The sequence below is a fragment of the Tenacibaculum sp. MAR_2009_124 genome (assembly GCF_900105455.1).
Lineage (GTDB): Bacteria > Bacteroidota > Bacteroidia > Flavobacteriales > Flavobacteriaceae > Polaribacter.
On sequence record NZ_FNSF01000007.1, the window covers coordinates 240,505 to 263,584 of the forward strand.

General features: G+C 31.8%; 19 protein-coding genes. 4 read left to right on the forward strand and 15 right to left on the reverse strand.

Annotation, left to right across the window (positions count from 1 at the left end; genetic code table 11):
- Nucleotides 1-22 precede the first annotated feature (22 nt).
- The 11 genes from BLW23_RS17980 to BLW23_RS18030 all read right to left on the reverse strand — a co-directional run bounded on the left by BLW23_RS17980 (nt 23) and on the right by BLW23_RS18030 (nt 10,175).
- Nucleotides 23-1,006, reverse strand: a complete 984-nt coding sequence (locus BLW23_RS17980) for an ADP-ribosylglycohydrolase family protein (RefSeq protein WP_093672453.1) — start codon at nt 1,004-1,006, stop codon at nt 23-25.
- Complete coding sequence (locus BLW23_RS17985; RefSeq protein ID WP_093672455.1) at nt 996-1,649, reverse strand: DUF4291 domain-containing protein; 654 nt, start codon at nt 1,647-1,649, stop codon at nt 996-998. Before BLW23_RS17985 ends, BLW23_RS17980 begins: the two co-directional genes overlap by 11 nt.
- The gene (locus tag BLW23_RS17990) at nt 1,646-2,065 is read right to left on the reverse strand and encodes an ADP-ribosylation/crystallin J1 (protein ID WP_093672457.1); all 420 of its coding nucleotides are present in this window, start codon (nt 2,063-2,065) and stop codon (nt 1,646-1,648) included. The genes BLW23_RS17985 and BLW23_RS17990 overlap by 4 nt, the downstream gene beginning before the upstream one ends.
- 3 nt (nt 2,066-2,068) lie before the next feature.
- Complete coding sequence (gene prs / locus BLW23_RS17995; protein ID WP_093672459.1) at nt 2,069-2,911, reverse strand: ribose-phosphate diphosphokinase; 843 nt, start codon at nt 2,909-2,911, stop codon at nt 2,069-2,071.
- A 64-nt stretch (nt 2,912-2,975) separates the two neighbouring features.
- Nucleotides 2,976-3,665: an NUDIX hydrolase gene (locus BLW23_RS18000; protein WP_093672461.1), complete on the reverse strand. Its 690-nt coding sequence runs from the start codon at nt 3,663-3,665 to the stop codon at nt 2,976-2,978.
- 170 nt (nt 3,666-3,835) lie between these two features.
- The gene (locus tag BLW23_RS18005; RefSeq protein WP_093672463.1) at nt 3,836-4,954 is read right to left on the reverse strand and encodes a glycerophosphodiester phosphodiesterase; all 1,119 of its coding nucleotides are present in this window, start codon (nt 4,952-4,954) and stop codon (nt 3,836-3,838) included.
- A 67-nt stretch (nt 4,955-5,021) separates the two neighbouring features.
- A complete protein-coding gene (locus BLW23_RS18010; protein ID WP_093672465.1) occupies nt 5,022-5,561 on the reverse strand; it encodes a sigma-70 family RNA polymerase sigma factor in 540 nt (179 codons plus the stop codon).
- Nucleotides 5,562-5,791: 230 nt separating this feature from the next.
- Nucleotides 5,792-6,127, reverse strand: a complete 336-nt coding sequence (locus BLW23_RS18015; protein WP_093672467.1) for a DUF3703 domain-containing protein — start codon at nt 6,125-6,127, stop codon at nt 5,792-5,794.
- 48 nt (nt 6,128-6,175) lie between these two features.
- Nucleotides 6,176-7,789 (reverse strand): amidohydrolase, encoded by a 1,614-nt coding sequence (locus BLW23_RS18020; protein ID WP_093672469.1) that lies wholly within the window; start codon nt 7,787-7,789, stop codon nt 6,176-6,178.
- Nucleotides 7,790-7,845: 56 nt separating this feature from the next.
- Nucleotides 7,846-9,291 (reverse strand): M20/M25/M40 family metallo-hydrolase, encoded by a 1,446-nt coding sequence (locus BLW23_RS18025; RefSeq protein WP_093673185.1) that lies wholly within the window; start codon nt 9,289-9,291, stop codon nt 7,846-7,848.
- Nucleotides 9,292-9,410: 119 nt separating this feature from the next.
- Nucleotides 9,411-10,175: an NYN domain-containing protein gene (locus tag BLW23_RS18030; protein ID WP_093672471.1), complete on the reverse strand. Its 765-nt coding sequence runs from the start codon at nt 10,173-10,175 to the stop codon at nt 9,411-9,413.
- A 457-nt stretch (nt 10,176-10,632) separates the two neighbouring features.
- On the opposite strand from BLW23_RS18030, the gene BLW23_RS18035 reads away from it, so the two are divergent.
- A complete protein-coding gene (locus BLW23_RS18035; protein ID WP_093672473.1) occupies nt 10,633-11,139 on the forward strand; it encodes a hypothetical protein in 507 nt (168 codons plus the stop codon).
- 87 nt (nt 11,140-11,226) lie between these two features.
- On the opposite strand, the gene BLW23_RS18040 is transcribed toward BLW23_RS18035, so the two are convergent.
- Nucleotides 11,227-12,345: a hypothetical protein gene (locus tag BLW23_RS18040; protein WP_093672475.1), complete on the reverse strand. Its 1,119-nt coding sequence runs from the start codon at nt 12,343-12,345 to the stop codon at nt 11,227-11,229.
- A gap of 178 nt (nt 12,346-12,523) precedes the next feature.
- Between BLW23_RS18040 and BLW23_RS18045 the strand changes: the two genes are divergently transcribed.
- Together BLW23_RS18045 and BLW23_RS18050 are read left to right on the forward strand one after the other, a co-directional pair.
- Nucleotides 12,524-12,979: a DUF1569 domain-containing protein gene (locus tag BLW23_RS18045; protein WP_093672477.1), complete on the forward strand. Its 456-nt coding sequence runs from the start codon at nt 12,524-12,526 to the stop codon at nt 12,977-12,979.
- Between the two features lie 175 nt (nt 12,980-13,154).
- Nucleotides 13,155-16,643 (forward strand): VIT domain-containing protein, encoded by a 3,489-nt coding sequence (locus tag BLW23_RS18050; protein WP_176829876.1) that lies wholly within the window; start codon nt 13,155-13,157, stop codon nt 16,641-16,643.
- A 6-nt stretch (nt 16,644-16,649) separates the two neighbouring features.
- Here the strand turns inward: BLW23_RS18050 and BLW23_RS18055 are convergent, their stop codons facing one another.
- The 3 genes from BLW23_RS18055 to BLW23_RS18065 are packed head-to-tail and all read right to left on the reverse strand — an operon-like array spanning nt 16,650 to nt 22,234.
- On the reverse strand, nt 16,650-17,441 hold the full coding sequence (locus BLW23_RS18055; protein ID WP_093672482.1) for a hypothetical protein: 792 nt from the start codon (nt 17,439-17,441) through the stop codon (nt 16,650-16,652).
- Entirely contained in the window at nt 17,441-19,213 is a 1,773-nt protein-coding gene (locus BLW23_RS18060) for a porin family protein (RefSeq protein WP_093672484.1), read from the reverse strand. Before BLW23_RS18060 ends, BLW23_RS18055 begins: the two co-directional genes overlap by 1 nt.
- 36 nt (nt 19,214-19,249) lie before the next feature.
- Entirely contained in the window at nt 19,250-22,234 is a 2,985-nt protein-coding gene (locus BLW23_RS18065; protein ID WP_093672486.1) for a tetratricopeptide repeat protein, read from the reverse strand.
- Between the two features lie 162 nt (nt 22,235-22,396).
- Between BLW23_RS18065 and BLW23_RS18070 the strand changes: the two genes are divergently transcribed.
- The gene (locus BLW23_RS18070) at nt 22,397-23,080 is read left to right on the forward strand and encodes a cell division ATP-binding protein FtsE (RefSeq protein WP_093672488.1); all 684 of its coding nucleotides are present in this window, start codon (nt 22,397-22,399) and stop codon (nt 23,078-23,080) included.

Below are 23,080 nucleotides of genomic sequence, written 5' to 3' on the forward strand. Positions count from 1 at the left end.
TCAATAATTATCTCGTTGGGTATCAAGGTTTGTTATGGCACATTTCATAACCATATTTTTTAGCGAATCGATTGCTTAAATAAAAAATATCCTCTTTTTTCACTAGTGATTCAATCCATTCTTTAGGAATTTCATTTAAACCATAGTATAGTCCTGCAATAGCGCCTACAACCGTTGCCGTTGTGTCGGTGTCATCTCCTAAGTTCACTGCTTTTAAAACGGCTTCGGAATAACTATTTGTATTTAGTAAACACCATAACGAAGCTTCTAAAGTATGCACTACATATCCTCCTGAGTTGACACTACTCTCTTTTAACTCCTTTATATTTTTATCTAAAATTCTAGAAAAATGATTTCGTTCGTATTCGGATATTTTTCGATCCTTAAGGAATTTTGAAATTTTAGTTTTCATTTTTACATATGCCTCCTTAATTGAATTTCCATTTAAAATATGTTCTGCAAAATTCAAATAAATGAGACATCCTATTGCTGATCTAATATGCGGATGGGTTAGAGATGAAACATGCCAAATAGTTTCGAATTGATCTAAAATGGACTTTCCTTTCAAAATAAATAATAACGGAATAATTCGCATTAATGAGCCATTCCCATTTGTATACTCATTGTCGTTGTACTTTAAAAGTTTTAGATCCTCATATTCTTTGGTGTTTATAATATCAATTAACTGATAAATAGCTTTTCTTGTTTGAATACCAATATCGAAAACATATCCATGGGGTGTCCATATTTGTTCTCCCATCCATTGAATAAACTTTATCGAAATATCCTTTAAATCGTAACCATTGCATAAACTTTCAGCCAAACAAAAAGTAAGAGAGCTATCATCAGACCATGTGCCTTTTGGTTGTTCATGCGTGCCAAATGACCGCATGTCAACAACTGGGTTTAGTTTTAAGGATTCTCTACTTCTAAATTCCACAGGAACTCCTAAGGCATCGCCTACGGCCAATCCAATAAAAGTTGATGTGATACAATTATTTTTCATGAGGTAAAGTTTCTATCATTAATCTTTTCTTTACATCCGAATTGAATGGAATGTATGGTTTCTCGTCAGGGATTATTAATTGATCCAGATTCTTATTCAATACATGAGTGTATTGCTCTTTTACAAACTCGGAGATATCTTCTATTTCTATAATATCGTGTTTTGCGTATTGAATAATCTCTTCATTTCTAATGCCAATTTGTATAGCACGTCTTTCCAGTTTAGCCCCAAACGGATCATGATCGGGATCCCATTGTAATCTTATTGACGAGTTTTTTACTTCTTCTTGCCAAGAATCCCAGTTTTCATAAAGATCATTTTTAAAGCTAGAGTATACGGCTTGGTTTAAATAGCGTTCAAAGGCTTCTCTTTTTAAGTGAATTGCCAATACGACTTCCTGACCTTCTTTTGTTCCCCAACCATTTCGATACATCATCCATAAAAAGTTTGGTTTTATCCATGTCATTCTAGTATATCTAAAAGGCCCTCCGAAAAACTGGTTTTTCATAGCAAAATTCCCTATCTCTGGACGATACGATTGATATACAATTACTTTTTCATCATCATATTGTGCCATTATATGATGTCCTTTTTCAGGCCATTCTTTTAATTGTTCTTTATATAGCTTTGTTTTTAGTTTCATAGTGTTTTATTTAATCGTTCTATAATTTCTTTAGTAATTTGTGAGGTCGCTTTTTTAAAACTAGAGCCTATATAAACCTTAAATACATCTATTTTTCCTACAATAGAATTATTGAAAGTTTCAAGCTCTTCTGCAGGTACCCATAATTCATTATGTATTGTCCCTCCAACATTTTGAATTTTGTACTTGCTAAATTCAGCCTGAGATACTTGGAATTTTGTAACAAAACCTAAGTAATTTCCGAACTCATCTCTTGTATTCCATTTCGAAGCAATTTCGCAAGCATATTCTTCATTTAAAACAGGATAGAATATTGGTTGCCAATCTAGCCTAGTAGGAAATGAAGTGAAATCATTCTCAGCAATTAATAGCAACTCCTTTTCACCAATGGGCCTGTAAAGTGTTACTGTTTTCATAACTTAATTTTTTAATATTTCTTTTAATTTAATTTGAACACAATGTTCGTTATCAATGTTTTTAAAACTATCTGTGGTATAAATTTTGGCGAAGGTTTTTCCTAACTCGTCAAATCCTTTGCTGAAAATTCCGTGACTGACCGCTAAATACAATTTCCCTGCATTTTTAGCTTGTAATTCTTTAGCTAAACCTAAAAATGTTCCACCACCATCACAAATATCATCCACAATTAAGCAGTCCCTTCCTTGTAAGTCATCAGCATAAACTTTAAAACCTGTTAACTGACCTGTTTTTACGTTTCTACTTTTCGAACCTTCTACAACTTCATAATTCTGTAGGTGAGCAGCTACTTTATATATTTTCTTCAAAGCACCTCCATCAGGAGAAACTAATAAAACGTCCTTAGATAATTGTTTCACTACGCTTTCAATAAAAGTGAAGTTGTCTATTATTTTACAGTTGTTCAACAAGGCAGGTGTAACCTCTGAATGTGGGTCAAATATGGTTACTGAAAAATACCCTTGTTGATTAATAATATCAGCATAAACTTTCACTGACAAAGGCTCTCCCGAGACCATCAATCTATCTTGTCTCGCGGCTGGGAAATAGGGGAGTACTAGATGTAATTTTTGAACTCCCATGTTTCTTAATGCATTTGTTGCTAGTAATAAAGTTCCCATATCATTGAACGATTGAATACGATGTGTAATGGTAACTTGTAATACATCTGTTAAATCCGTAATGATTTTAATATGTGGTTCGCCTCCTGAAAAGGTGAAAAAACTATATTCTATTGAACTGTTAGTGTCGTGAGGAGTAAACTGTGTATCTAAATTTAAAATCATATTGCGTAATTTTAACGCAAAAATAGAAAAGTTTTATAGATAGAAAAAGTTTTTTGTGTTTTTTTTACGCAAACTTAATTTCGAAGTGGAAACCGTTCTCTTCGAGTTCCTTATATTTTTTAGTGTTAAATTTAAAGAGTTTTGCAGGTCTACCGCTGGAAGGCTGATGGATTTTATCGGTTTCAGTTAGGATTCCAAAACTTAGAATTTTTTTTCTAAAGTTTCGTCGATCAATTTTTTTGTTAAGAATTGTTTGGTATAAATTCTCTAAATCAGAAAAAGGAAATTCTTTCTTTAATAATTCAAATCCAATAGGTTGGTAGTTGATTTTGTTTTTTAGCCTTTCAAGTGCCATTGCAAGAATACGGTCATGATCAAAGGCAAGATCTGGTAATTTATTTATTGAAAACCATGCTACATCATCGGCATCAGTATCGGCACTAATTTTAAAGTGATTTGGACTTACTAAACCGAAATAGGTAACTGAAACCACTCTGTTTCTTGGATCTCTCTCTGGTATTCCGAAGGTATATAGCTGTTCTAAATAATCGATAGTAACGCCTGTTTCTTCTTGAAGTTCTCTCTGTACGGCATGCTCAAGTGATTCATCTTCTAAAACGAGTCCACCTGGAAGTGCCCAACTTCCTTTAAAAGGTTCAACACCTCTTTTGATTAGTAATATAGAAAGTTCTTTTTGTTCATAGCCAAAAACAACAGCATCAACAGCAACTCTTATATTTTGTGGTTTCTTCATTTAGTGTCTATTTTACACAAAATTACAAAAGATTCGTTTATCAGCTATGTTTTATTTTTTAGAGAATTATTATTGTGTTTGTTTTCTTGGAATATCTCCTAAATTTAAGATTAGGGATTTAAGTAAGAACTCCCTATTTAGACCAATAAGGAGTTCTGTTGCTTTATTATTTATTGCTTGTCTAACCAAGATTTTAGAGCATCCACTGCTTCATTTGTATAATCAGTAAACAATCCGTCAACGCCTGCATCAAAGAATAGGTGGTATTCTTTTTCTGGGTTTCCATTGCTCCATTGTGTGTTTTCATTTCTAAAAGTATACGGGTGTACTTGAAGATTATTTTCATGTGCTAGTTTAACAAAATTTGTTGGAGGTAATACTATTTTCTCACCATTACTTTTGGTTTTGTAAGAAATAATAAATGGTTTCCAAGGTCCAATTCCATCAGCGTATGTTGCGGTGAATTTCATTCCTTCTTCAGAAGTGAAATATTCATAAGTTCTGGAATCACCTTTTTTGTAAAAATCATATGGAGCTCCGTAAGAAATAAAATCTCCTTGAGGAACATTAAAATCTAAAGAACCATCTTCTTTAATAGTATATGTTGAAATTAATTGAACTAGTTTTACAGATAATTTTGTGTTTAGATATTGTAAGGGTTCAACCTCAAAACATTGCACGAATATTGAAGCCTCAGATGTGTTGAGGTTATGTTTTTGTAGAAGTTTTATGAGTTCGTTTTCCATGAAATGATTTTCGAAAATTTCATTATGAAAATAAGGGTGTTTTATTTCAGGATATATACCTATTGATTTAGATTCGTCTTTAACTAACTCTATAACTTCTTCGAAAGTTGGAATAGAAAACTGATTATCATAATTTGTAGGCCTACCTTGATAAGCTTGTTTGGCTTTTAACCTTTTAATTTGTTCTAAGGTAAAATCGGTAGCGAACCAATCTGTGATTAACTTTCCATCAACGTTTTTTGTTGTTTTTAACTGATCGAATTCCGTCATTTCAGATACGTTGGTTGTTCCTGAAAGCATCGGCTCGTGCCTCACGATTAAATAACCATCTTTTGTAAGTACTAAATCTGGTTCAATATAGTCGGCTCCCATTTCTATTGCTTTTTTGTAAGCTTCTAGAGTATGCTCGGGAAGTATCGATTGAGCACCACGATGTGCTATGATTAAAGGTTTTTTGGGAGATGGATTATTGACATCGTCTTGCACACTGCATGCAGTAAGTAGTAATAAACTTAAACATGAAAATAGAAAATAATTTTTCATAAAGGGTTGATTTTAATTTCGGTAAAAGAATCAAATCAATATCACTTTATTGTAAACATAGTTTTATTTAATTACAAATTTTACAATCATCCTTGTCTTGAATTTCACCAATAAGTTTTCCATTTTCGTTCATCACAAACCCGCAACAATCCATAAAACCTTGAGCTATTAACTTCCTAGCCCTTTGTATTTGTGATTTTGTTGTGGATAAGCTTTGTTTTAATTGATCGGCAACTTCTTGTTGTTTTAGACCTTTAATATCGGATAAAAAAAGAGGGTCGCGATATTTTTTAGGTAGGTTTTTTAAAATACCTCTTAAGCAATCTTGTTCGGTATGTGAAGAATCATAGTCTTCAGTATTTTCTCCAAAAATTGCAATATCAAATGTTTGATTTGTGGTCTTGAAATAATCAATGATTGAATTTCGGGCAATACTAAAAATCCATGGTTTTAATTTGGTAATATCCTTTAAGGTATGAAGTTTTGTATGAATTTTTATAAAAGTATTTTGAAGAATGTCCTCCGCAGCGGTTTGATTTCTCACTTTACTAATTATAAAATACTTTAAATCATCTGAATACTTGCTCCAAACTTGTTTTGTTGTCATTCTACAAATTTAAAAAAAATGCCGCTTATCAATGTTATAGAAACTTGATAAACGACACCTTAGTTTAACAATTACAATTATTGCATGTACAATTTGTACAAGTACAATTTTTACAGTTTCCGCTAGCGCATCCATCACAGGTGCAAGTACATTGAGTTTTATAAGTCATTATGATTATTTTTAATGTTCATATAATAGACTCTAGTTTTATTAAAAAGATGCATTTTGAATTAAAAATATTTCTGAAGTTCTTTTCTTATCGGTATCGGTTTTAAAGGGGAAATATTTGAACCTCCTGTGTTTCCCTTTGGTACCCAAATTAATGTAAAAAATATTGAAGCCATAATTCGAAAGAATTGACCTGCTATTTCTTTATGATTTTTTGATTTTATCCCTAAGAGAAGCATCCAAAAATGAGATAAGGTATGGCGGTATACATTTTTTTGCCCCAAAATATGGGCATTTTCAAAATGATAAAATGACGTTTTAAAGTTAGAACTTTTAAACGCCTTTTTTCCTAATAATAATTGTTCGTAAAATGCTGTTTTTCGTTGAAGCGTTGTCATGATACTTTTGATTTATTAGTAGACAAAGTTTCTTTAGAAAAGATGCAATTATTTTACTTTTTCACCATTGATGTATGTAGATATAACTTTTGTACTAGGAATTTTAGAACCGTCAATTTTCATAATATCTTGATCGAGAATAATAAAATCTGCTACTTTCCCAATTTCAATGCTGCCTTTTTCATTCTCTTCAAAATTTCCATAAGCATTCCAAATAGTCATTCCTTTTAGCGTGTTTTCTCTTGATAAAGCATTATTCATTTGAAAACCACTTTCTGGATAACCTTTTAAGTCTTTTCGTATGGCTGCCGCATAAAAAGTATAGAAGGGGTTTACTTTTTCAACCGGAAAGTCTGTTCCTAAAGCTACTTTTCCATATTGATTTAATAAGTCGTTATAAGCATAGGCACCTTGAATTCTTTTTTCTCCAACACGATCTTCTGCCCAGTACATATCTGAAGTAGCATGTGTCGGTTGAATAGAAGGAAGTACTTTTTTAAACAAGTCAAAATCTTTTAAATCTACCAGTTGGGCATGTTCAATTCTCCAACGTCGATCGTTTTTGTTAATCAATGCTTCGTGATATGTTTTTAGCATGACATAATTTGCAGAATCACCAATGGCATGTGTATTCATTTGATAATCTGAATGCGCTATTCTTTGTGCTAACTTTTGAAGATGATCGAACGAATTTACAAAAGCCCCAAAATGTCCCTTTTTATCAGCATATTCATCTTTTAATGCAGCACCTCTTGAACCTAAAGCACCATCGGCATATACTTTTACTGATCGAACGTGAAGCCTATCAGTTTTTACAATACCTTTATTTAAATAATAATCGAGGTTCTTTTTGTTGTTTGAAATCATTGCATATATCCGCATTTTCAAATCACCAGAGTTTTGTAAGCTATCAATAAGTTCAATAACCTCTTTGTCTAATCCAGCGTCATCAACAGTTGTAAGTCCGAGGTCAAAACAAATTTTTTGAGCATCTTTTAAGGCTTGAATTTGTTCTTTTTTAGAAGGAAGAGGTGTTTTGATAAAGTTCATAGCATTGTCTATTAAAACTCCCGTTAGTTTTCCGTCTTTTTTTATAAATTCTCCACCATCAACTTGAGACTCTAGTGAGATACTAGCTAAATTAATAGCAGCCTGATTTACAAGCATGGCATGACCATCAACTCTAGTAATGGCTACAGGTGTTTTTGGGAACAATGTATCAAGCTTCTTTTTTGTTGGAAATTCTGTGATTTCCCAATCGTTTTGATCCCAGCCTCTACCTGTAATAAAAGAACTGTTTTTTTCTTTTTGGAATGTAACGAGTTTTTGTAATACATCTTCAATGCTTTTCGTGCCTACTAAGTCTACCTTTTGCTGTGTAAGACCTAAACCATAAAAATGACAGTGTCCATCGATAAATCCGGGGTAAATGGGATTTCCTTTAGCATCAATAACTTGTTTAGCTTTATAGATGTTTTGTAACTCCTCAGAACTTCCAACTGCAATGAATTTGCCGTCTTTTATGGCGAAACTTTCAGCTATTTCGAAACTTGAATTAACGGTATAGGTTTTGGAGTTAATAATTATGAGGTCTGCCTGTAATTGTTTTTTGCAAGACAGAAAAGCGCTGAGGATAAAAAGCGAAAGAATTATGTTTTTCATGTTGGGTTTGTTTCAAATAAAAAAGCGGAATACTAAAGTAATTCCGCTTTTGATTGTTAAGGTTTTAATGTGTCTTCGGTATATAAATACTTGTCCATTAAATATATGATACTCGCCATGGAGGCACTTCCTAATTCAAGTTCACGTTTGTTTACCTTATCGAAGGTATCCGTTTCTGTATGGTGGTAATCAAAGTAACGTTGTGAATCGGGTCTGTAACCTACTAGGGTAACATGGTCATCTTTTAAAGGGCCAATATCGGCGCCTGCACCTCCTTTTAGTAAATCGTGCAATCCGTATGGAGCTAATAATTTTTTCCAACTTTGTACTAAGTCAACATTTTTTTCATTAGCATCAATAGAAAATCCTCTTGGGGTATGTCCACCTGCATCTGATTCTAAAGCGCCAATATGTATTTCGTTATTTTCCTTGGCAAGTCTATTGTATTCAGTCGCCCCACGAAGTCCGTTCTCTTCGTTCATAAAAAACACAACTCTTATCGTGTTTTTAGGTTTTATTCCATTCTTTTTTAATAAATAAGCAACTTCAAGTGATTGCACAACTCCAGCTCCGTCATCATGTGCACCATCTCCTAAATCCCATGAATCTAAATGACCACCTACAACCATTATTTTATCTGGATTTTCTGAACCATTGATTTGCCCTACAACATTAAAAGAAGGTGCATCTGGTAAAGTTTTACAACTTTGTTTAAAGTAAAACTTTAAATTCGGGTTTTCTTTTAAATGTTTGCTTAGGTTTTCTGCAGCTCTTGAACTAATTGCCGCGGCAGGAATGTATTGATTTTCTGGTAAATCTTTATAACTCATAGAGCCTGTATGAGGGTAGTCGTTAATACCATTAGTCATTGAGCGAACAATCATACCAACTGCACCAAATTTTCCTACAGTAGCCGCTCCAGCAAAACGCTGTCCAACACAACCTCCATAAGCATGAAATGTGTTAATTAAAGTATTGTCAAAAGCACCGTTGAAAAAAACAATCTTACCTTTTGCCTTTTCACCTAAAGATTCGGCTTCTTTCAAGTTTTTAACTTCAATTACGTCAGCTGTTATTCCATTAGATGGAGTTGCAATGGAAAATCCAAGAGCACAAAGAGGAACATTTATTTTTTCTCCATGAAACATGTAGTTTGCTACTTCTTTTTCACCACGAACCCAATGAGGTACCATTACAGGTTGTAACCATACGGAATCTAAACCGACTTCTTTCATTACTTTTTCACCCCAAACAACGGCTTTAGCGGCTTCCTCAGATCCTGAAAGTCTTCCACCAATGGAGGTTAAATCTCTTAACCATTCGTAAGATTTTCCTTCGGTAAGAGCAGTATTAAATAGGTGTTTAATGTTTGTAGAGTCTTTTTTTTCTTCAACAGAAACTTCATTAGAGCTTCCTTTCTTTTGAGTAGTGTTATTTTCTTTTTTACAGGAAATAGCAAGAATACTAGCCATTACCAGTGAAAGTACCGTTAGTTTTTTCATTTGTAAATAAATCATTTAATTTATGCAGTTTATAAAACTACGTAAAATAATTATGATAAGGAAGTCCTGACAGAAGCAGGGTTTAAAAGAAAAAATAATTATAGTCGAACGGTGTAGTCTTATTTTATTTCTTTTTTGCTTCTTTTTGTATTTGTTTCTTTGATTTTAACAAATATGAGTTTGTGCCTATTTTTATGATTTACTCTTTGTTCAATTTCAAATTTATCAATTGATTTTATTAAAGGTGTGAGTTTTTCGTATCCATAATTTCTTGAATCAAAATTAGGGCGTTTTTTCAATAATAAACTCCCTACATCTCCTAGAAAAGCCCACCCATCGTCATCAGATACATCATTAATAGTGGATGATATTAAGTTTATGACTTTTCTCGTTATTTTGTCAACATTAGGTTGCTCTACATCTTTATTTTCAATTTTTTCTTCGGACTGTTTCTTTAAAATTTCAATATAAATAAACTTATCACAGGCTACGATGAAAGGATTTGGAGTTTTTTTCTCTCCAATTCCTATAACTGTCATACCAGCTTCTCTTAACCGAGTAGCTAGTCTAGTAAAATCACTATCACTCGAAACCAAGCAAAAACCATCAACTTTTCTACTATATAAAATATCCATAGCATCAATAATCATAGCAGAATCGGTGGCATTTTTTCCAGTAGTATATCCATATTGCTGAATAGGAGTAATGGCATTTTCAAGAAGTAAGTTTTTCCATTTAGTTAAACCTGGTCTTGTCCAGTCACCATATATTCGTTTTATAGTTGGATTACCATATTTTGCAATTTCCTCCATCATTTCTTTTACATTGGCAGAAGGTATATTGTCTCCGTCAATTAAAACGGCTAAGTTTATATTTTGGTTCATTTACGATGGCTCTTTTTAAAATAATAAAGATGTTTTTTTGTTGGAAGTTAAACGTTTTAACTGAAACCTTTTGATCTTTAAATATATGCTTATTATTTTTTTAAAACGTTCCAATATACTGAACTCTTTTCGTTTTAAGTTTTGGAGTGATTGATTTCTGTCATAGATGCTTGTGATATAAATGAAATCCTTTTAGTTTTTTGTAGTATAATACGATGATTTTCGAGCATAAAATACCTGCAATTTTGCTATTTGTTTAGCTAAAGACGGTTCTGTTTTTTGTGTATGAGTAAGTAAATGCTTGATTTATAGGTGAACTAATGAAAAATAATGGGATGGACCTTTTTATAATTCAAATTAAGATGGAAACAAGATGTTTTTTTAGGGTGTTTTTCCCCTTAAGTTCTTAGTAAATTATTGGTTATCTTGGTTTTAATATTAACCAAAACTTAGTTTTATGACTACTTTAACCCCCACGCTTGTAAAGGATGAATTATCTTTACAAGAAATAATTAAATTAGCTTCAGATCAGTTTCAAGTTGACAATGCAACAGAAGTTATAGCTCCTGTTCACGATTTAGAAGATGTTTTTGCTCCGCCACATCATGGACCCAAAAATATACCTATTCATGCAACACCAGTTGATCATGGAGATAATTTTACACATTTTCCTATTGTAAATTCAGGGACGTACTACCTTTTTTTAAAAGAAGGTAAGGATGAGATAGAGGTATATGATATGCATTATAATGGACCATCTCAGCAAAAACCTCCGTATTTTCATATTGAACTTAAAGAACTAGACCCAGAGCAATTAAAGGGAACTCCTTTTAAACAAGCTTATAAAACAGAGTCTACGGTAATCTTTAATCAAGGCGATCCTCAACCTATTGCAATACATTTTAGTGTTAAAGATGAAGATGTAGAGTTGAGATATATTGTGGCAGGCGTCAATGCTCACTAAAATATAAATAAAAGTATTTATAAAATCCGCTGTGTAGTTCAGCGGATTTTTTATTTTTTAGAGACACTTTATATTTTAAAATGAAACTTATTGATTTTTAAATATAATTTCGTGGGGGAAGAATTCAGTTTCAATATAGTTTGTAATTTCCCCATCGAAATTTATTTCAAGAACACCTCCTTGGGTAAACTCATAGTTTTTTGAAAAGCAACAATAAATTCTTTTAGATTTGAGATCTGTGAAATATCTACCTACGAATGCCGTATAACTGAATAAATCTTTTAGTTTATTCATATGGATATCGAGAAGAAAACCTTTCTTGATTTCAACTAGATTACCCGTGTTGAGATCTATGAGTGCGGGTTCGTTAGATACATCAGCGGGAGCAGGGTAAGGTAAGGATATTAACATTTTGTTATCTTTTACTTGACTTTTAAACCATCTTGGTCCTGGAATCAGATAATTGTTAAACTCTTCTGAGTTTAACAACTGTAGATTCGAAAAATCATATGTATTCATTTTATCATTTACGAAAATATAAATGGTGTTATTGGCAATTGTCCCGCTAAATCTGGAGTTTGGGATTGATATCTCTTTTTCAGTTATTCCAGAATTAATGTTGATTTTAGAAATTGTTGTTGTTTCAGTATTAATTCTTTGACTTACAATTAAGTAATTTTCATGAACGGTCGCGGATATATTGTCACGAGGATAAATTAGATTAGAAAGAAATATTGTTTGACAGCTTTTTGTTATTTTGTTATATAATTTAATAAAGTTTTTGGTAGTTCCATTGGTAAATTTTGCAGTAAACAAGATAAAGTGATTTTCGGAGTTTAACTGAAAAGCTCTTATACCATGTAATTCAAAATTAATATCACAAACTTTATCATTTATTGGAGGAGAATCAGTTTCAATATTTTTTTGGAAAAAATAAACATTTCCATCTCCTTGACCTAGCCAAGTAATAGTGAAGTTGTTCGATATTTTTTCTAACATATTATAATGTTGAGGTACATTATAATTACTCGTTAAGTTAATGTCTTCAAAATTATTTCCATTATCAGTAACATTGGTTTGATATAGACCGTTATCACGCTTAGATAGTAAGATCATATCAGGGAATGTTTTTTGTGGGACGGTTTCATTTTCAGAGCAACTGAAGAATGCTATAAAAGACAAACAAATAAGTAGTGCTTTTTTCATAAGATAATTAACATTTCAAAATTAAAAAAGGAAAAGCCTTTACCTATTGATTAAATGAATAGGGAAATATGAGCAATTTGTATTTAGTTTTCACAGTAGAGCAAAATTAGTGTTTTTCCATAAAAAATAGATTAAGGAGCGTTATTAAATTTTATCTTGAAAAAAATTAAACAATAATATGCCATCAAATATTTTTCAAGAGACCGATTATAGAGAGATTGTTTTACGATTAGAAGAATTACATGCTCATAATCAAAGAAAGTGGGGTACTATGAATACAACCGAAATGTTAAAACATTGCAGTAAGCAATTGGAATTAGCTTTAGGGAAAATAGAACAGAACGGAGTGGAAGGTAGTTTTGTAATGAGGACAAGTTTTGGCAAATGGATTGGCTTATATGGTTTGCCGTGGTTTCGAGGTTTGTCTACACCAGAAAAAATGAATGTTAAAAAAAGTAATGATGAAATAGCTAGTTTTGCTATAGAAAAAAGTTTGTTATTATCTTTATTAAAAGAAGTGTTAGAGAATAGAAGTTTAAACCCACATCCATTTTTTGGTTCATTATCTCAAAAAGATTGGGGAAGACTTATTTGGAAGCATTTAGATCATCATTTAAGGCAGTTTAATGGGTAAACAAGAAGAATGAGCATTGTTGCTTTGAATCTATTGTTATGAGCCAAGTTTACTGGAGAAAAATAATCCTTTACTCATTCAAATTGTCATTTCACCTCAAATACATAGTTGTTCTCTCAATTCTAATTTAAATCTCTTTATAGAAAGACTAAGTTTGAGTATCAAAATGTCAACTATGAAGAATTTAATACTTATCTACTTATTTTTAGTAACAGCCTTAACTTATTCTCAGGGAACTCCGGAACTTATTACAGGGAACTCCAACAAACTAAGACTTTCAAGTTTAAAAGTTGAAGTAAATGTTATTGGTAATTACGCCACCACGACTTACGATATGGAATTTTATAATGAGTTGGATAGAACACTGGAAGGAGAATTGATGTTTCCTTTAGGTGAAGGGCAAACTGTATTTAAATTTGCTATGGAAATCAATGGAAAGTTACGTGAATCGGTTATTGTTGAGAAAGAACTGGCGCGAACCGCATTTGAAAGTACGATCAGGCAAAGAATTGATCCTGCTCTATTAGAGAAAACTTCAGGAAACAATTATAAAGCTAGGGTATATCCCATATTACCGAATAGCCATAAAAGAATTGTTTTGACGTATGAAGAAAAGTTGATCACAAAGAATAAGAGAATGGCTTATCAGCTTCCATTAGGAATCGATAAGAAAATTGAAAATTTTTCGGTAGATATCTTTGTTTTCGGAGAATTCACCAAGGCTTTAGTGAAAAGTAAACAGTTTGGTACTACTGATTTTATACGAAAAGGGAATTTGTATAGTGCTTATGTTTACGAGAAGAACGTTACGCCTAACAAAGCTATTGATGTTATACTTGAAAAAAGTGTGACGAGAAATGAAGTTTTATTTGATAGAGATTATTTCTATGCTTCGGTGCCTATTCAATTAGAAACAAGGGAAAAGGTAAGGCCTGATAAAATAACCATACTTTGGGATGTTTCTTCATCCATGCGAAATAGAGATCTGAAAAGTGAATATTCTCTTTTGGATAAATATTTTAGATATTTAAACAATGTAGAAGTTGAGTTAATAACTTTCAATAATACCATCAATAGCGAATTTAATTATAAGATTAGAAATGGTAATTGGACAAAATTGAGGTCTGAATTAGATAAGCAACATTATGATGGAGGAACTAATTTTGATGTGTTAAAGCAAATAAAACTAAGGTCAAATGAAGTTCTATTGTTCTCTGATGGGTTGAGTAATTTAGGAAGTATAAAAGAGTTGGATAATGCTTCCGTTTACACAATAAACTCATTACCATCAGCAGACCATTTCAAACTAAATAGAATTGCAGAGGAAAGGGGAGGAGTGTATCTTAACTTAAGTAAAATCAATATTAAAAGTGCTCAATATTTACTAACGAATCAAAAACTTCAGTTTTTAGGCATTGAAAATGGCTCAAGAAACCTTCAAGTTTATCCGAAAAACAAAAAATACATCAAAGGAGACTTTGTTATTACAGGGAAACTATCAAAAAAAGAAAATTTAAAACTAAAGTTTGGCTATCAAAATAAAGTAACTAAAAGGATTGTTGTTGATCTAAACAATGGAGTAAAATCGAAAAGAGTAAAACGACTTTGGGCAAAAGAAAGATTGAAACATTTAATGAGAGATAAAGAAATTAATAAAAACGAAATAATCTCATTAGCAAAAGAGTATCACTTAATAACGGACTACACTTCTATGTTAATTTTAGATAGGATTGAAGATTACGTTCGTTATAAAATTGAACCTCCTGTTGAATTAAAACGTGAGTACAAAAGACTTTTAAAGGAAGAGGAGAAGGAAAAAGAATCAACTACCGAATGGATTAACAAAGGAAAAGAAGAACTGTTAGGAAATTACCAAACCGTCAAAGATTGGTACCTCACTAATTTTTCTAACAAAAACAAAAGAGAAAAAGAAACTTTATCAAATTTAAGTCAATCGGACACTATTTCGAGAAATACTGATCAGGATGAAACTGTAATCAATAACAGCCAAAATTTAAGAGAAAATTCTGGTCAAGATAATATATCTATTAATACTATTCCAGATGAAACAAATAATGAGGTAATAAATAAACAAGAGCCTATTGATTATTCGAAAAGAGTGGTGTCAGGAACAGTAAAAGATGAGAGCGGACCTCTTCCAGGAGTTATGGTTTTAATTAAAGGAACTACGCATGGAACAGAAACCGATTTTGATGGTAATTTTAGTATCAATGCAAACGAAAATGACACACTAGTTTTTTCTTTTGTCGGAATGAAATCAATTGAGAAAAAGGCCGAATCTTCGTCGGAAAATATTGTTATGATGGAGAGTGATAATTTGTTAGAGGAGGTAGTTGTAGTAGGTTATGGAACAACAAGAAAAACATATGTCACTGGTAGTGCTGTTTCAAGTATTACTAGTAATATGTTAGAAGGTAAAGTTTCGGGTGTTATGAATGTCGATACTTCAAATGAGAATAGTAATGTGGTCATTAGAGGTACGTCTTCTATAGCGTTAGCATCAAATAACCCGTTATACATAATTGACGGTATTGTAGTGACGGAAACTGATGTTAAAAAACTTAACAAAGAAAGTATTTATTCAATCGAAGTCCTTAAATCAATTGATGCCGTGAAGCTTTATGGTGAAAGGGGCAAGTTTGGTGTGATAATTATTACGACCAAAGAAGGAATAGAAGAAAATAAAAAAGAGATAGAAGAATTTAACTTAAAAATTGAAGAGGAATTAGAGTTAAAAGGATGGAATCCTGAAATGGAATACTTAGATGTTCTATCAAAAGAAAAATCTATAAAAAGAGTTTATGAAAAGTACTTAAAAATTAGAGATCATTATTCTAATAGTCCAACATTTTACTTGGATGTCGCTGATTTTTTTATGAATAGAAAAGAAAAAGATTTAGCAATTAGAATATTAACGAATCTTGCTGAAATAGAATTAGATAATTACGAACTTTTAAAAGCCCTAGCTTATAAATTAGAATATTTTGAAGAGTATGATATGGCTAAAGTTGTTTATGAAAAGATATTAGACTTAAGACCTGAAGAACCTCAGTCTTATAGAGATTTAGCTCTAGTTTATGGATTGTTAGGGGAATATCAGACAAGTTTTGATTTACTATATAAAATATATAATGGAGAGCTATTGGTAAAAGATAAAGAAAGAAGATTTGAAGGAATAGAGTCGATAGCATTTGTTGAACTTTGTAAGTTAGTGAACGCACAAGGAAGTCATATAAAGTTAACTGAAGAGCAGAAAGAGTTGTTTAGAAATATTGCAGTAGATATTCGAGTAGTTGTGGATTGGAACCATAATGATACCGATCTTGATCTTTGGATTACCGATCCTTTAGGTGAAGAGGCTTCTTATAAAAACAAAAAAACAAAAATAGGAGGAAGAATGTCGTTTGACATGACTGATGGCTATGGTCCAGAAGAATTCATGCTTAGAGAAGCTAAAAGAGGAACATATAAAATTAAAATCGATTATTACTCGGATGCGATTCAGAAAATATCGGGGCCTACGATATTGAAGATCAATGTTTATAAAAATTATGGTAGTAAGCTTGAATCAAAGAAAACGGTAGTTGTAAAACTAGATAAAAAAGAAGGAAGTTTTGAAGTAGACAAACTCGTTTGGGAGTAAAATGACCTACTTCACCTGAAGATGTATATGATCATCGTGTCTTACAGCTTTACAACCATGAAATCGAATTTTAGTTGATGTTAATTGTAATCTAGTTTTTAAGTGAGGTTCAATAAATATTTTTGAAACAGATTTTTGTTTTGATAATATGTTCAATAAAATTCGATTTTCTTTTGGAGCAAAGAATAAGTGGCCTGTGCTACCAAGTGTCAAGTATTTAGTGAAGTCATATTGCCAATAGCCCTTTTTATTACATAAAATAGGAGTGTCTTGCTCTTGTTTTTTTGGATATTCAAAAATACCGTAACCAGACCGAGAGGGTTTATTATTGGTGAGAGAACCTGATTCAGTTTTATAAATAAATGATAAATCAATTTTTTTGCCATCATTATGACTTAAATGGGGGAGCAAAGGGAATCCATTTAAAAAAGGAAAATTAGCATCCAAATAAACTAATTGAATTCCAGGTTTATTTTCATAAAATTGTTTGCCTACTTTTTCAATAATACCGTTTAGCTCAGGTGTAACATAGTTGCGATTGCATAGAACTGTTAAGAAGTTGTGATGTACGACAAATTTTGAATTTTGAATTTTTTGCCTTCCATATAGCGGAGCAATTTTAGGTATAATTAGAAAGGTAGTGAACGAGTAGATTGTTAGAAAGCAAGCAAGTTGTTTAAGCCTCTTGTATGATTGTTTCCTGAAAAAGAAAGTTGACAGTATATAAATAATACCGCCAACTTGTGTTATGACTGTTAATATTATAAATAGTAGTATGTGTACTACGAATTTAAACATTAAAAAAGTGTGTCAAATTTCCAAGAAATCCCAGCCATGGCTTGAAACCCTTGAACTTGAAAATTAGTGAAACGTTGATAATTATTACTTAGTACATTTTTAAGGTTTAGGAATACCGAAAAATCATCATGAAATTGATATCCGCCGTTAAAATTAATATCCATATAACTTTCTAAATCAATTGTTGTAAAAGGACTGGCATTGTTACTTGCATATTGAATACCTTTTCGTTCACCAACAAAAAAGATGTTCGCCCCAGCATACCATTTTTCAACTTTGTATAAACCAAAAACTTCACCTTTAACTTGAGGGGCATTCCAAGGATGTTCGATGTTCGTTAAAGTAAACTGATTAAACTCCATATTTGCGCCAAGAGCCAAATCTTTAATGCCTTCAAAAGTCACTTCTCCGAAAATTCTCATCATCTTAATGTCATCATAAACTGTTCTAAACGAATTTCCATATTCATAACCAGATAAGAAAAAGGCATTTGTATCGGTAGTTCTTGTACCGTCTGATTTTGAGTGGTTTAAAGTGAAAAATGGCTGATCCTCAATGTCAGAATAACTTCCTTTTAAGTTATACCCAAATTGCTGCCCCATTTTACCACGAATTCCTGCAAACGCATTATACTTCTCATTGGTTTGAGTAATATTCAATGTAGGTGATACGAATGGATTGTTATCAGTAAAGCTTTTATGACTGTTGTTATATAATCCACCAGAAGCTCCAAGATAAACATTGGCAAAGTCCTTTACAATAGGGTACGACAATTCTACATCTGGATATACTAAGAGATGATTAATACTTTTTTCGGTATCTAGAGCAAAATATCCTTTAGCTCCAAGTTTAACTTCTAAGTCTTTAACAGCGAATTCGTAGGAAGGATTTAAGCCAAACGTTAAAAAACCATAGTTTATATTATCTTGACTTTCATAGGCTTTATCAAATTTTCCACCTAGATAATTTACAGTTGTTTTTAAGGATAAATCATTTAAGTTTCTATGAATTCTGTCTAAAGGGAAGTTGAAGTTTGCTCCTAGATCAATGTTAAATTCAGCACTGCTAAAACCATCTGCAAAGAAAGAAATCGCTCCGTTAGCAGAGTCAATATAAGAGTCGTCAAAATCGATATTTCCATAGAGTTTATAATAACCATGGGTTTGACTTTCTTCGATAGCGTCAATTACACGTTCAGTAAAATCAATGTTGGTAGGTAAACCGTACCAACTATACTTATTTCGTTCAAGTTCTAAACCTGCTTTCCATGTAAAATAGCGCTCAGTTTGTTGATGGTAAAGATCAAGGTCAAAATTGTAAAAAGTACTACTTAATTTAGTGTTTTCAACAGGGTCTAATGACAGGAAAAACCTAGCATACCCTCCTAATTCACTATCGTAATTTACACTTCTTCTAAAAGAACCTTCTAAAAAAGGAGCCACCATGTTTCCAAAACCGGCAGAAAGGTAATTAGCATATAAACGTTCACGTTTACCTAAATTAATTTTCTTTAAGGTTCCGCTTTTCGGAATGAAAGTAGAGGCAACAGGAACTGAAAAGATTTGATATTCAAGTTTCTTTTTTTCAGTTTCTTTAGTATGAGATATTGTTGGTTTTTGTTTTATTTTAAAAGCATCAGTAATTTTAGGTACATATGAGGTAACCACCTTAACGACTTCAGTTTTTACTGAATCTTTAGCTTTTGTTGTCTTTTCTTGAGCATTTACAATAGTTATTGCAAACATAACAAGTAACCATACGTGCTTTTTCATTGTTTTCAAGTATTTCGCTTTAAGTTGTAACAATTATTAATTTTGTTTAGTTACTGATTCGTTGGTTTTTGCTTCTTTGTTCTTTATTGTATTCAATTCGTTTTGAGCTTCTTCCATAACATCAGGAAATTGTTTAAAGTTCTTAACGATGTTCTCTAAAATATAGGTAGCCTGATAAGCATCTTTTAAAGCATAATAGTTTTTTGCCATAATTACATAGCTTTTCACTCCCCAATATTTATAATTTGAATAATTAGCAATCAAGTTTTGAACAGCTTGATTTGAATCTTCATAAGCCTTTTCATCATTTAGGAAAAAAGCATTATAGTATAAACATTCTGCTTTTAATTTCCCTGTAGCACTTTGCCCGACTTCATGGAAAAACTCTCTAGCCATTTCATAGTCATTTGTTTTAAAAGAAGAACGCGCAATAATAATGTTAGCATCTTCACTTACCTTTTTATCTACTTTTGGATTTTCTAAAACTTTCTCGGCATATTTTATGGCATTTACATATTCTTCACTTTCATAATATCCTTTCATTAAGTTGCTTTGAGCAAATACAATGTTTTGAGGATAGTTTGCTTCATTTTCAAGTTTATGAAGAGTTGCAATTCCGTTTTTCCAATTGTCATTATCTAAATAAAATTGAGCCAGTTTAGCTAATGACTCTTCTGTATATTCATTTTTAGGTTGCTCAGTTACATATTTATAATGTGGGGCTGCCACATCGTTTTTACCAACCTTACTTAATGATTGAGCCAAATAGAAGTTTGCCTTTAAAGTGTTTAATCCATTAGGGAAGCGTTGTAAATAATCCGAGAATCCTGCAATTGCTCTTTGAGTATTATTATCTAAAAATTTGTTTTCTGCCGATTGGAATGTGGCATCATCCAACTCTGCATTTGAAACATTTACAAATTTCACATTTTTAACCCAGTTGGCATATTCATCTACTTTTCCTAAATCAATATATACATTTTTTACATTGGTAACAGCTTGTCTTGCTTCTGGTGAATTCGGGAATTTAGAAACCACTGTTTTATATTTTTCTAACGCTTTGTTGTTGTTATTGCTGTTATAATACAGAAGTCCTTGTCTTAATAAAACGTTAGGAACATAACTACTTTTAGGATGTTTTTTTAGAAGTCTGTTATAACTTCCTTGCGCACTATTAGAATCGCCTTTCGAAGTAAAGGTATTTGCAACCTGATAGAGTGCGTCGTCCTTTAATTGAGAATTTTCATATTGATTACCTACCTTTTGAAGATTGGCGATTTTTTCATCGCTTTTACCTAAAAAGCCATAGCTCATACCTGTTTGGTATTGCGCATAATCAGCTCCTGCACCTCCTTCTTCTATAACCTTACCGTAGGCTTCAATAGCTTCCGTATAATTTTTTGAGGCATAATACGAATCTCCAAGTCTATTTGACGCATCATCGTTTAAATCGGTATCATCAACCTTTTTATTTAAAAACGATTTAAAGTATTTTGCTGCCTCAGGATACTTTTTTACTTTGAAGAAAGTATAAGCAATATTATAATCTAATTGATCGAATTCGACACCTTCATTTTCAGATACAAGAGAGAAATGTGTTAATGCATTTTTATAGTCTCCTGTCAAATATGATGTTTCAGCCAACCAATAGTTAGCCTTATTTACAGTTTTAGTATTTTCAGCTTTTGTGGCATTATAGAAAAATGGATTTGACTCAACTATTTTTTGCTCATTGAACAACTGAATACCTCTATATAATGATACTTCATTAGCTAATTTTTCATTCTCAGGAGATTTGTTTGCATTTAAATATTCCAAAGCTCCAGTATAATCTTGCTGATGTAAATAAGAAGTAATTAGCAATTCTTTTATACCTGCTGTTTCTGGTGATAAGGGATATTTTTCAAGATATTCTTTCAGAACTTCAGGCACACTTTTATAAGGGTTTCCTTGGTCATAACTCAATTTTGCATAGTTTAACCATGAACTCTCTGTAATTTGAGAATCAAAATCCATTTCACTAGCGTTCTTAAAAGCATTTAAAGCTTCTACTTTTTTATCTAGTTCCAAGTAACATTCACCTAAATGATAATAGGCATTTTGAGCTACTTTATTCGTTCCTCCTATAATTTTATTGAAGTTATTAATGGCAGATTCATAATCTTTTTGCTTGTAATAAGCGTATCCTAAATAATAATAATCTGTGTTCGTCCATTTTCCGCCTTTTCCTTTATATTTTTTTAAATAAGGCATGGCTTTTTCGTACTCTTTCAGGTTAAAATAACTTTCTCCAATTATTTTAGAAATTTGAGATCGCTCATTTTTATCTTTCGAAGATTTTAATAATTTTTCTCCAATTTGAACAGATTTGTCAAAACGTCCAGCTTTAAAACTAATATCTAAAATATAGTAATTTGCCTTTGATTGGTATGTGGCGTCATCAGCTAGTTGACTTAAGTTATCTTCTGCTTCACCAAAATTTTCTTGTTTATAAGCTATATAACCATAATAGTAACGGGCATCGTTTCCATATACTGGATTTCCTAATAGCCTTTTAAATCTCTCTTTAGAATCCTTTAGATAATTAGAGACCAAAAGACAGTATCCCATCTTGTAATTCAACTCATCCTTTTCTTGTTGATTCAGTAGCTTCTCATTTACTTTTTGATACCAACGTAGCGCATGCGAAGCCTTTCTATTGGCAAAGTAATAGTTACCAACATTTAAAAAAGCATTTTCTTTTTTATTGTGGTAAGGGTGGTTTTTTACAAAGTCTAATACTTTATCATTAGCATCATCTTGGCCGAGTTTAATGGCGCACATAGCATCATAATAGTCGGCGTTTCCTTTAAGTGTTGTATTCGAAGGAGTTTCCTCCGAAGTGGCAATAAATAACTTTTGAGCTGGAGCATAAGCCTTGTTATTATATAGCTCTATTGCCTTGTAATAGTCCGAACTATTACTTACATTTAGTGCAGTTTTTTGTGCAATCCCTTTACTAGCTATTGCTAGTAATAGCATAAAGAAAACTTTCTTTCTAAAACAATTAAATCTCATATTTTTTAGTTATCTAGAAACTATAACGTTCGTTTTTTGTTTTTGTTGGAAGAATAAACATCAAAAGTAAGAAATGTTGTAGAATTACATAATAAAATTTTAGTTTTGTAAAAACAATTAATGTTTATGAGCACACCGGTTTTACATTTTGAGAATGCCGATATTTATCAAAGAGATAATTTAGTTTTATCGAAAGTTAATTTTACTCTGAATAAAGGAGATTTTTATTACTTAATTGGTAAAACAGGAAGTGGTAAGAGTAGTTTGTTAAAAACCTTATATGGTGATTTAAGATTACAGCGTGGTTTGGGAAGTATTGTAGGTTTCGATCTTAAAAAAATGAAAGAAAAAGAAATTCCTTTTTTAAGAAGAAAGTTAGGGATCGTTTTCCAAGATTTTAAGCTATTGAACGACAGGAATGTTTTTGAAAATTTAGAATTTGTTCTGAAGGCTACTGGATGGAAGAATAAAAATGATATGAAAGAGAAGATTTATGAGGTGCTTAATAAGGTTGGAATGAAGGAAAAGTATTACAAAAAGACATTTGAACTTTCTGGGGGAGAGCAGCAGCGTGTTGCTATTGCCAGAGCATTATTAAATGATCCTGAATTAATACTTGCTGATGAACCAACTGGAAATTTGGATCCAAAAACTTCTTTAGAAGTGATGGAGTTGTTAAACGAAATTCACCAAAGTGGTAAAACTATTTTAATGGCGACTCACGACTATCAGCTTATTGTAAAATTCAAACAAAACACGGTTAAGTGCGAAGGAGGAGAGTTGTTTGAAGTAGTTCAACAATCGGTTTAA

What these genes read in the sequence shown, in the direction of transcription:
- BLW23_RS18060 (WP_093672484.1), bottom strand. Translation starts at nt 19,213, where the DNA reads ATGAAAAAGCACGTATGGTTACTTGTTATGTTTGCAATAACTATTGTA.
- BLW23_RS18065 (WP_093672486.1), bottom strand. Translation starts at nt 22,234, where the DNA reads ATGCTATTACTAGCAATAGCTAGTAAAGGGATTGCACAAAAAACTGCA.
- BLW23_RS18000 (WP_093672461.1), bottom strand. Translation starts at nt 3,665, where the DNA reads ATGAAGAAACCACAAAATATAAGAGTTGCTGTTGATGCTGTTGTTTTT.
- BLW23_RS17985 (WP_093672455.1), bottom strand. Translation starts at nt 1,649, where the DNA reads ATGAAACTAAAAACAAAGCTATATAAAGAACAATTAAAAGAATGGCCT.
- BLW23_RS18040 (WP_093672475.1), bottom strand. Translation starts at nt 12,345, where the DNA reads ATGAAAAAAGCACTACTTATTTGTTTGTCTTTTATAGCATTCTTCAGT.
- BLW23_RS17990 (WP_093672457.1), bottom strand. Translation starts at nt 2,065, where the DNA reads ATGAAAACAGTAACACTTTACAGGCCCATTGGTGAAAAGGAGTTGCTA.
- BLW23_RS18010 (WP_093672465.1), bottom strand. Translation starts at nt 5,561, where the DNA reads ATGACAACAAAACAAGTTTGGAGCAAGTATTCAGATGATTTAAAGTAT.
- BLW23_RS18035 (WP_093672473.1), top strand. Translation starts at nt 10,633, where the DNA reads ATGACTACTTTAACCCCCACGCTTGTAAAGGATGAATTATCTTTACAA.
- BLW23_RS18020 (WP_093672469.1), bottom strand. Translation starts at nt 7,789, where the DNA reads ATGAAAAACATAATTCTTTCGCTTTTTATCCTCAGCGCTTTTCTGTCT.
- BLW23_RS18045 (WP_093672477.1), top strand. Translation starts at nt 12,524, where the DNA reads ATGCCATCAAATATTTTTCAAGAGACCGATTATAGAGAGATTGTTTTA.
- BLW23_RS18005 (WP_093672463.1), bottom strand. Translation starts at nt 4,954, where the DNA reads ATGAAAAATTATTTTCTATTTTCATGTTTAAGTTTATTACTACTTACT.
- BLW23_RS18055 (WP_093672482.1), bottom strand. Translation starts at nt 17,441, where the DNA reads ATGTTTAAATTCGTAGTACACATACTACTATTTATAATATTAACAGTC.
- BLW23_RS18030 (WP_093672471.1), bottom strand. Translation starts at nt 10,175, where the DNA reads ATGAACCAAAATATAAACTTAGCCGTTTTAATTGACGGAGACAATATA.
- prs (WP_093672459.1), bottom strand. Translation starts at nt 2,911, where the DNA reads ATGATTTTAAATTTAGATACACAGTTTACTCCTCACGACACTAACAGT.
- BLW23_RS17980 (WP_093672453.1), bottom strand. Translation starts at nt 1,006, where the DNA reads ATGAAAAATAATTGTATCACATCAACTTTTATTGGATTGGCCGTAGGC.
- BLW23_RS18015 (WP_093672467.1), bottom strand. Translation starts at nt 6,127, where the DNA reads ATGACAACGCTTCAACGAAAAACAGCATTTTACGAACAATTATTATTA.
- BLW23_RS18025 (WP_093673185.1), bottom strand. Translation starts at nt 9,291, where the DNA reads ATGAAAAAACTAACGGTACTTTCACTGGTAATGGCTAGTATTCTTGCT.
- BLW23_RS18070 (WP_093672488.1), top strand. Translation starts at nt 22,397, where the DNA reads ATGAGCACACCGGTTTTACATTTTGAGAATGCCGATATTTATCAAAGA.
- BLW23_RS18050 (WP_176829876.1), top strand. Translation starts at nt 13,155, where the DNA reads ATGAAGAATTTAATACTTATCTACTTATTTTTAGTAACAGCCTTAACT.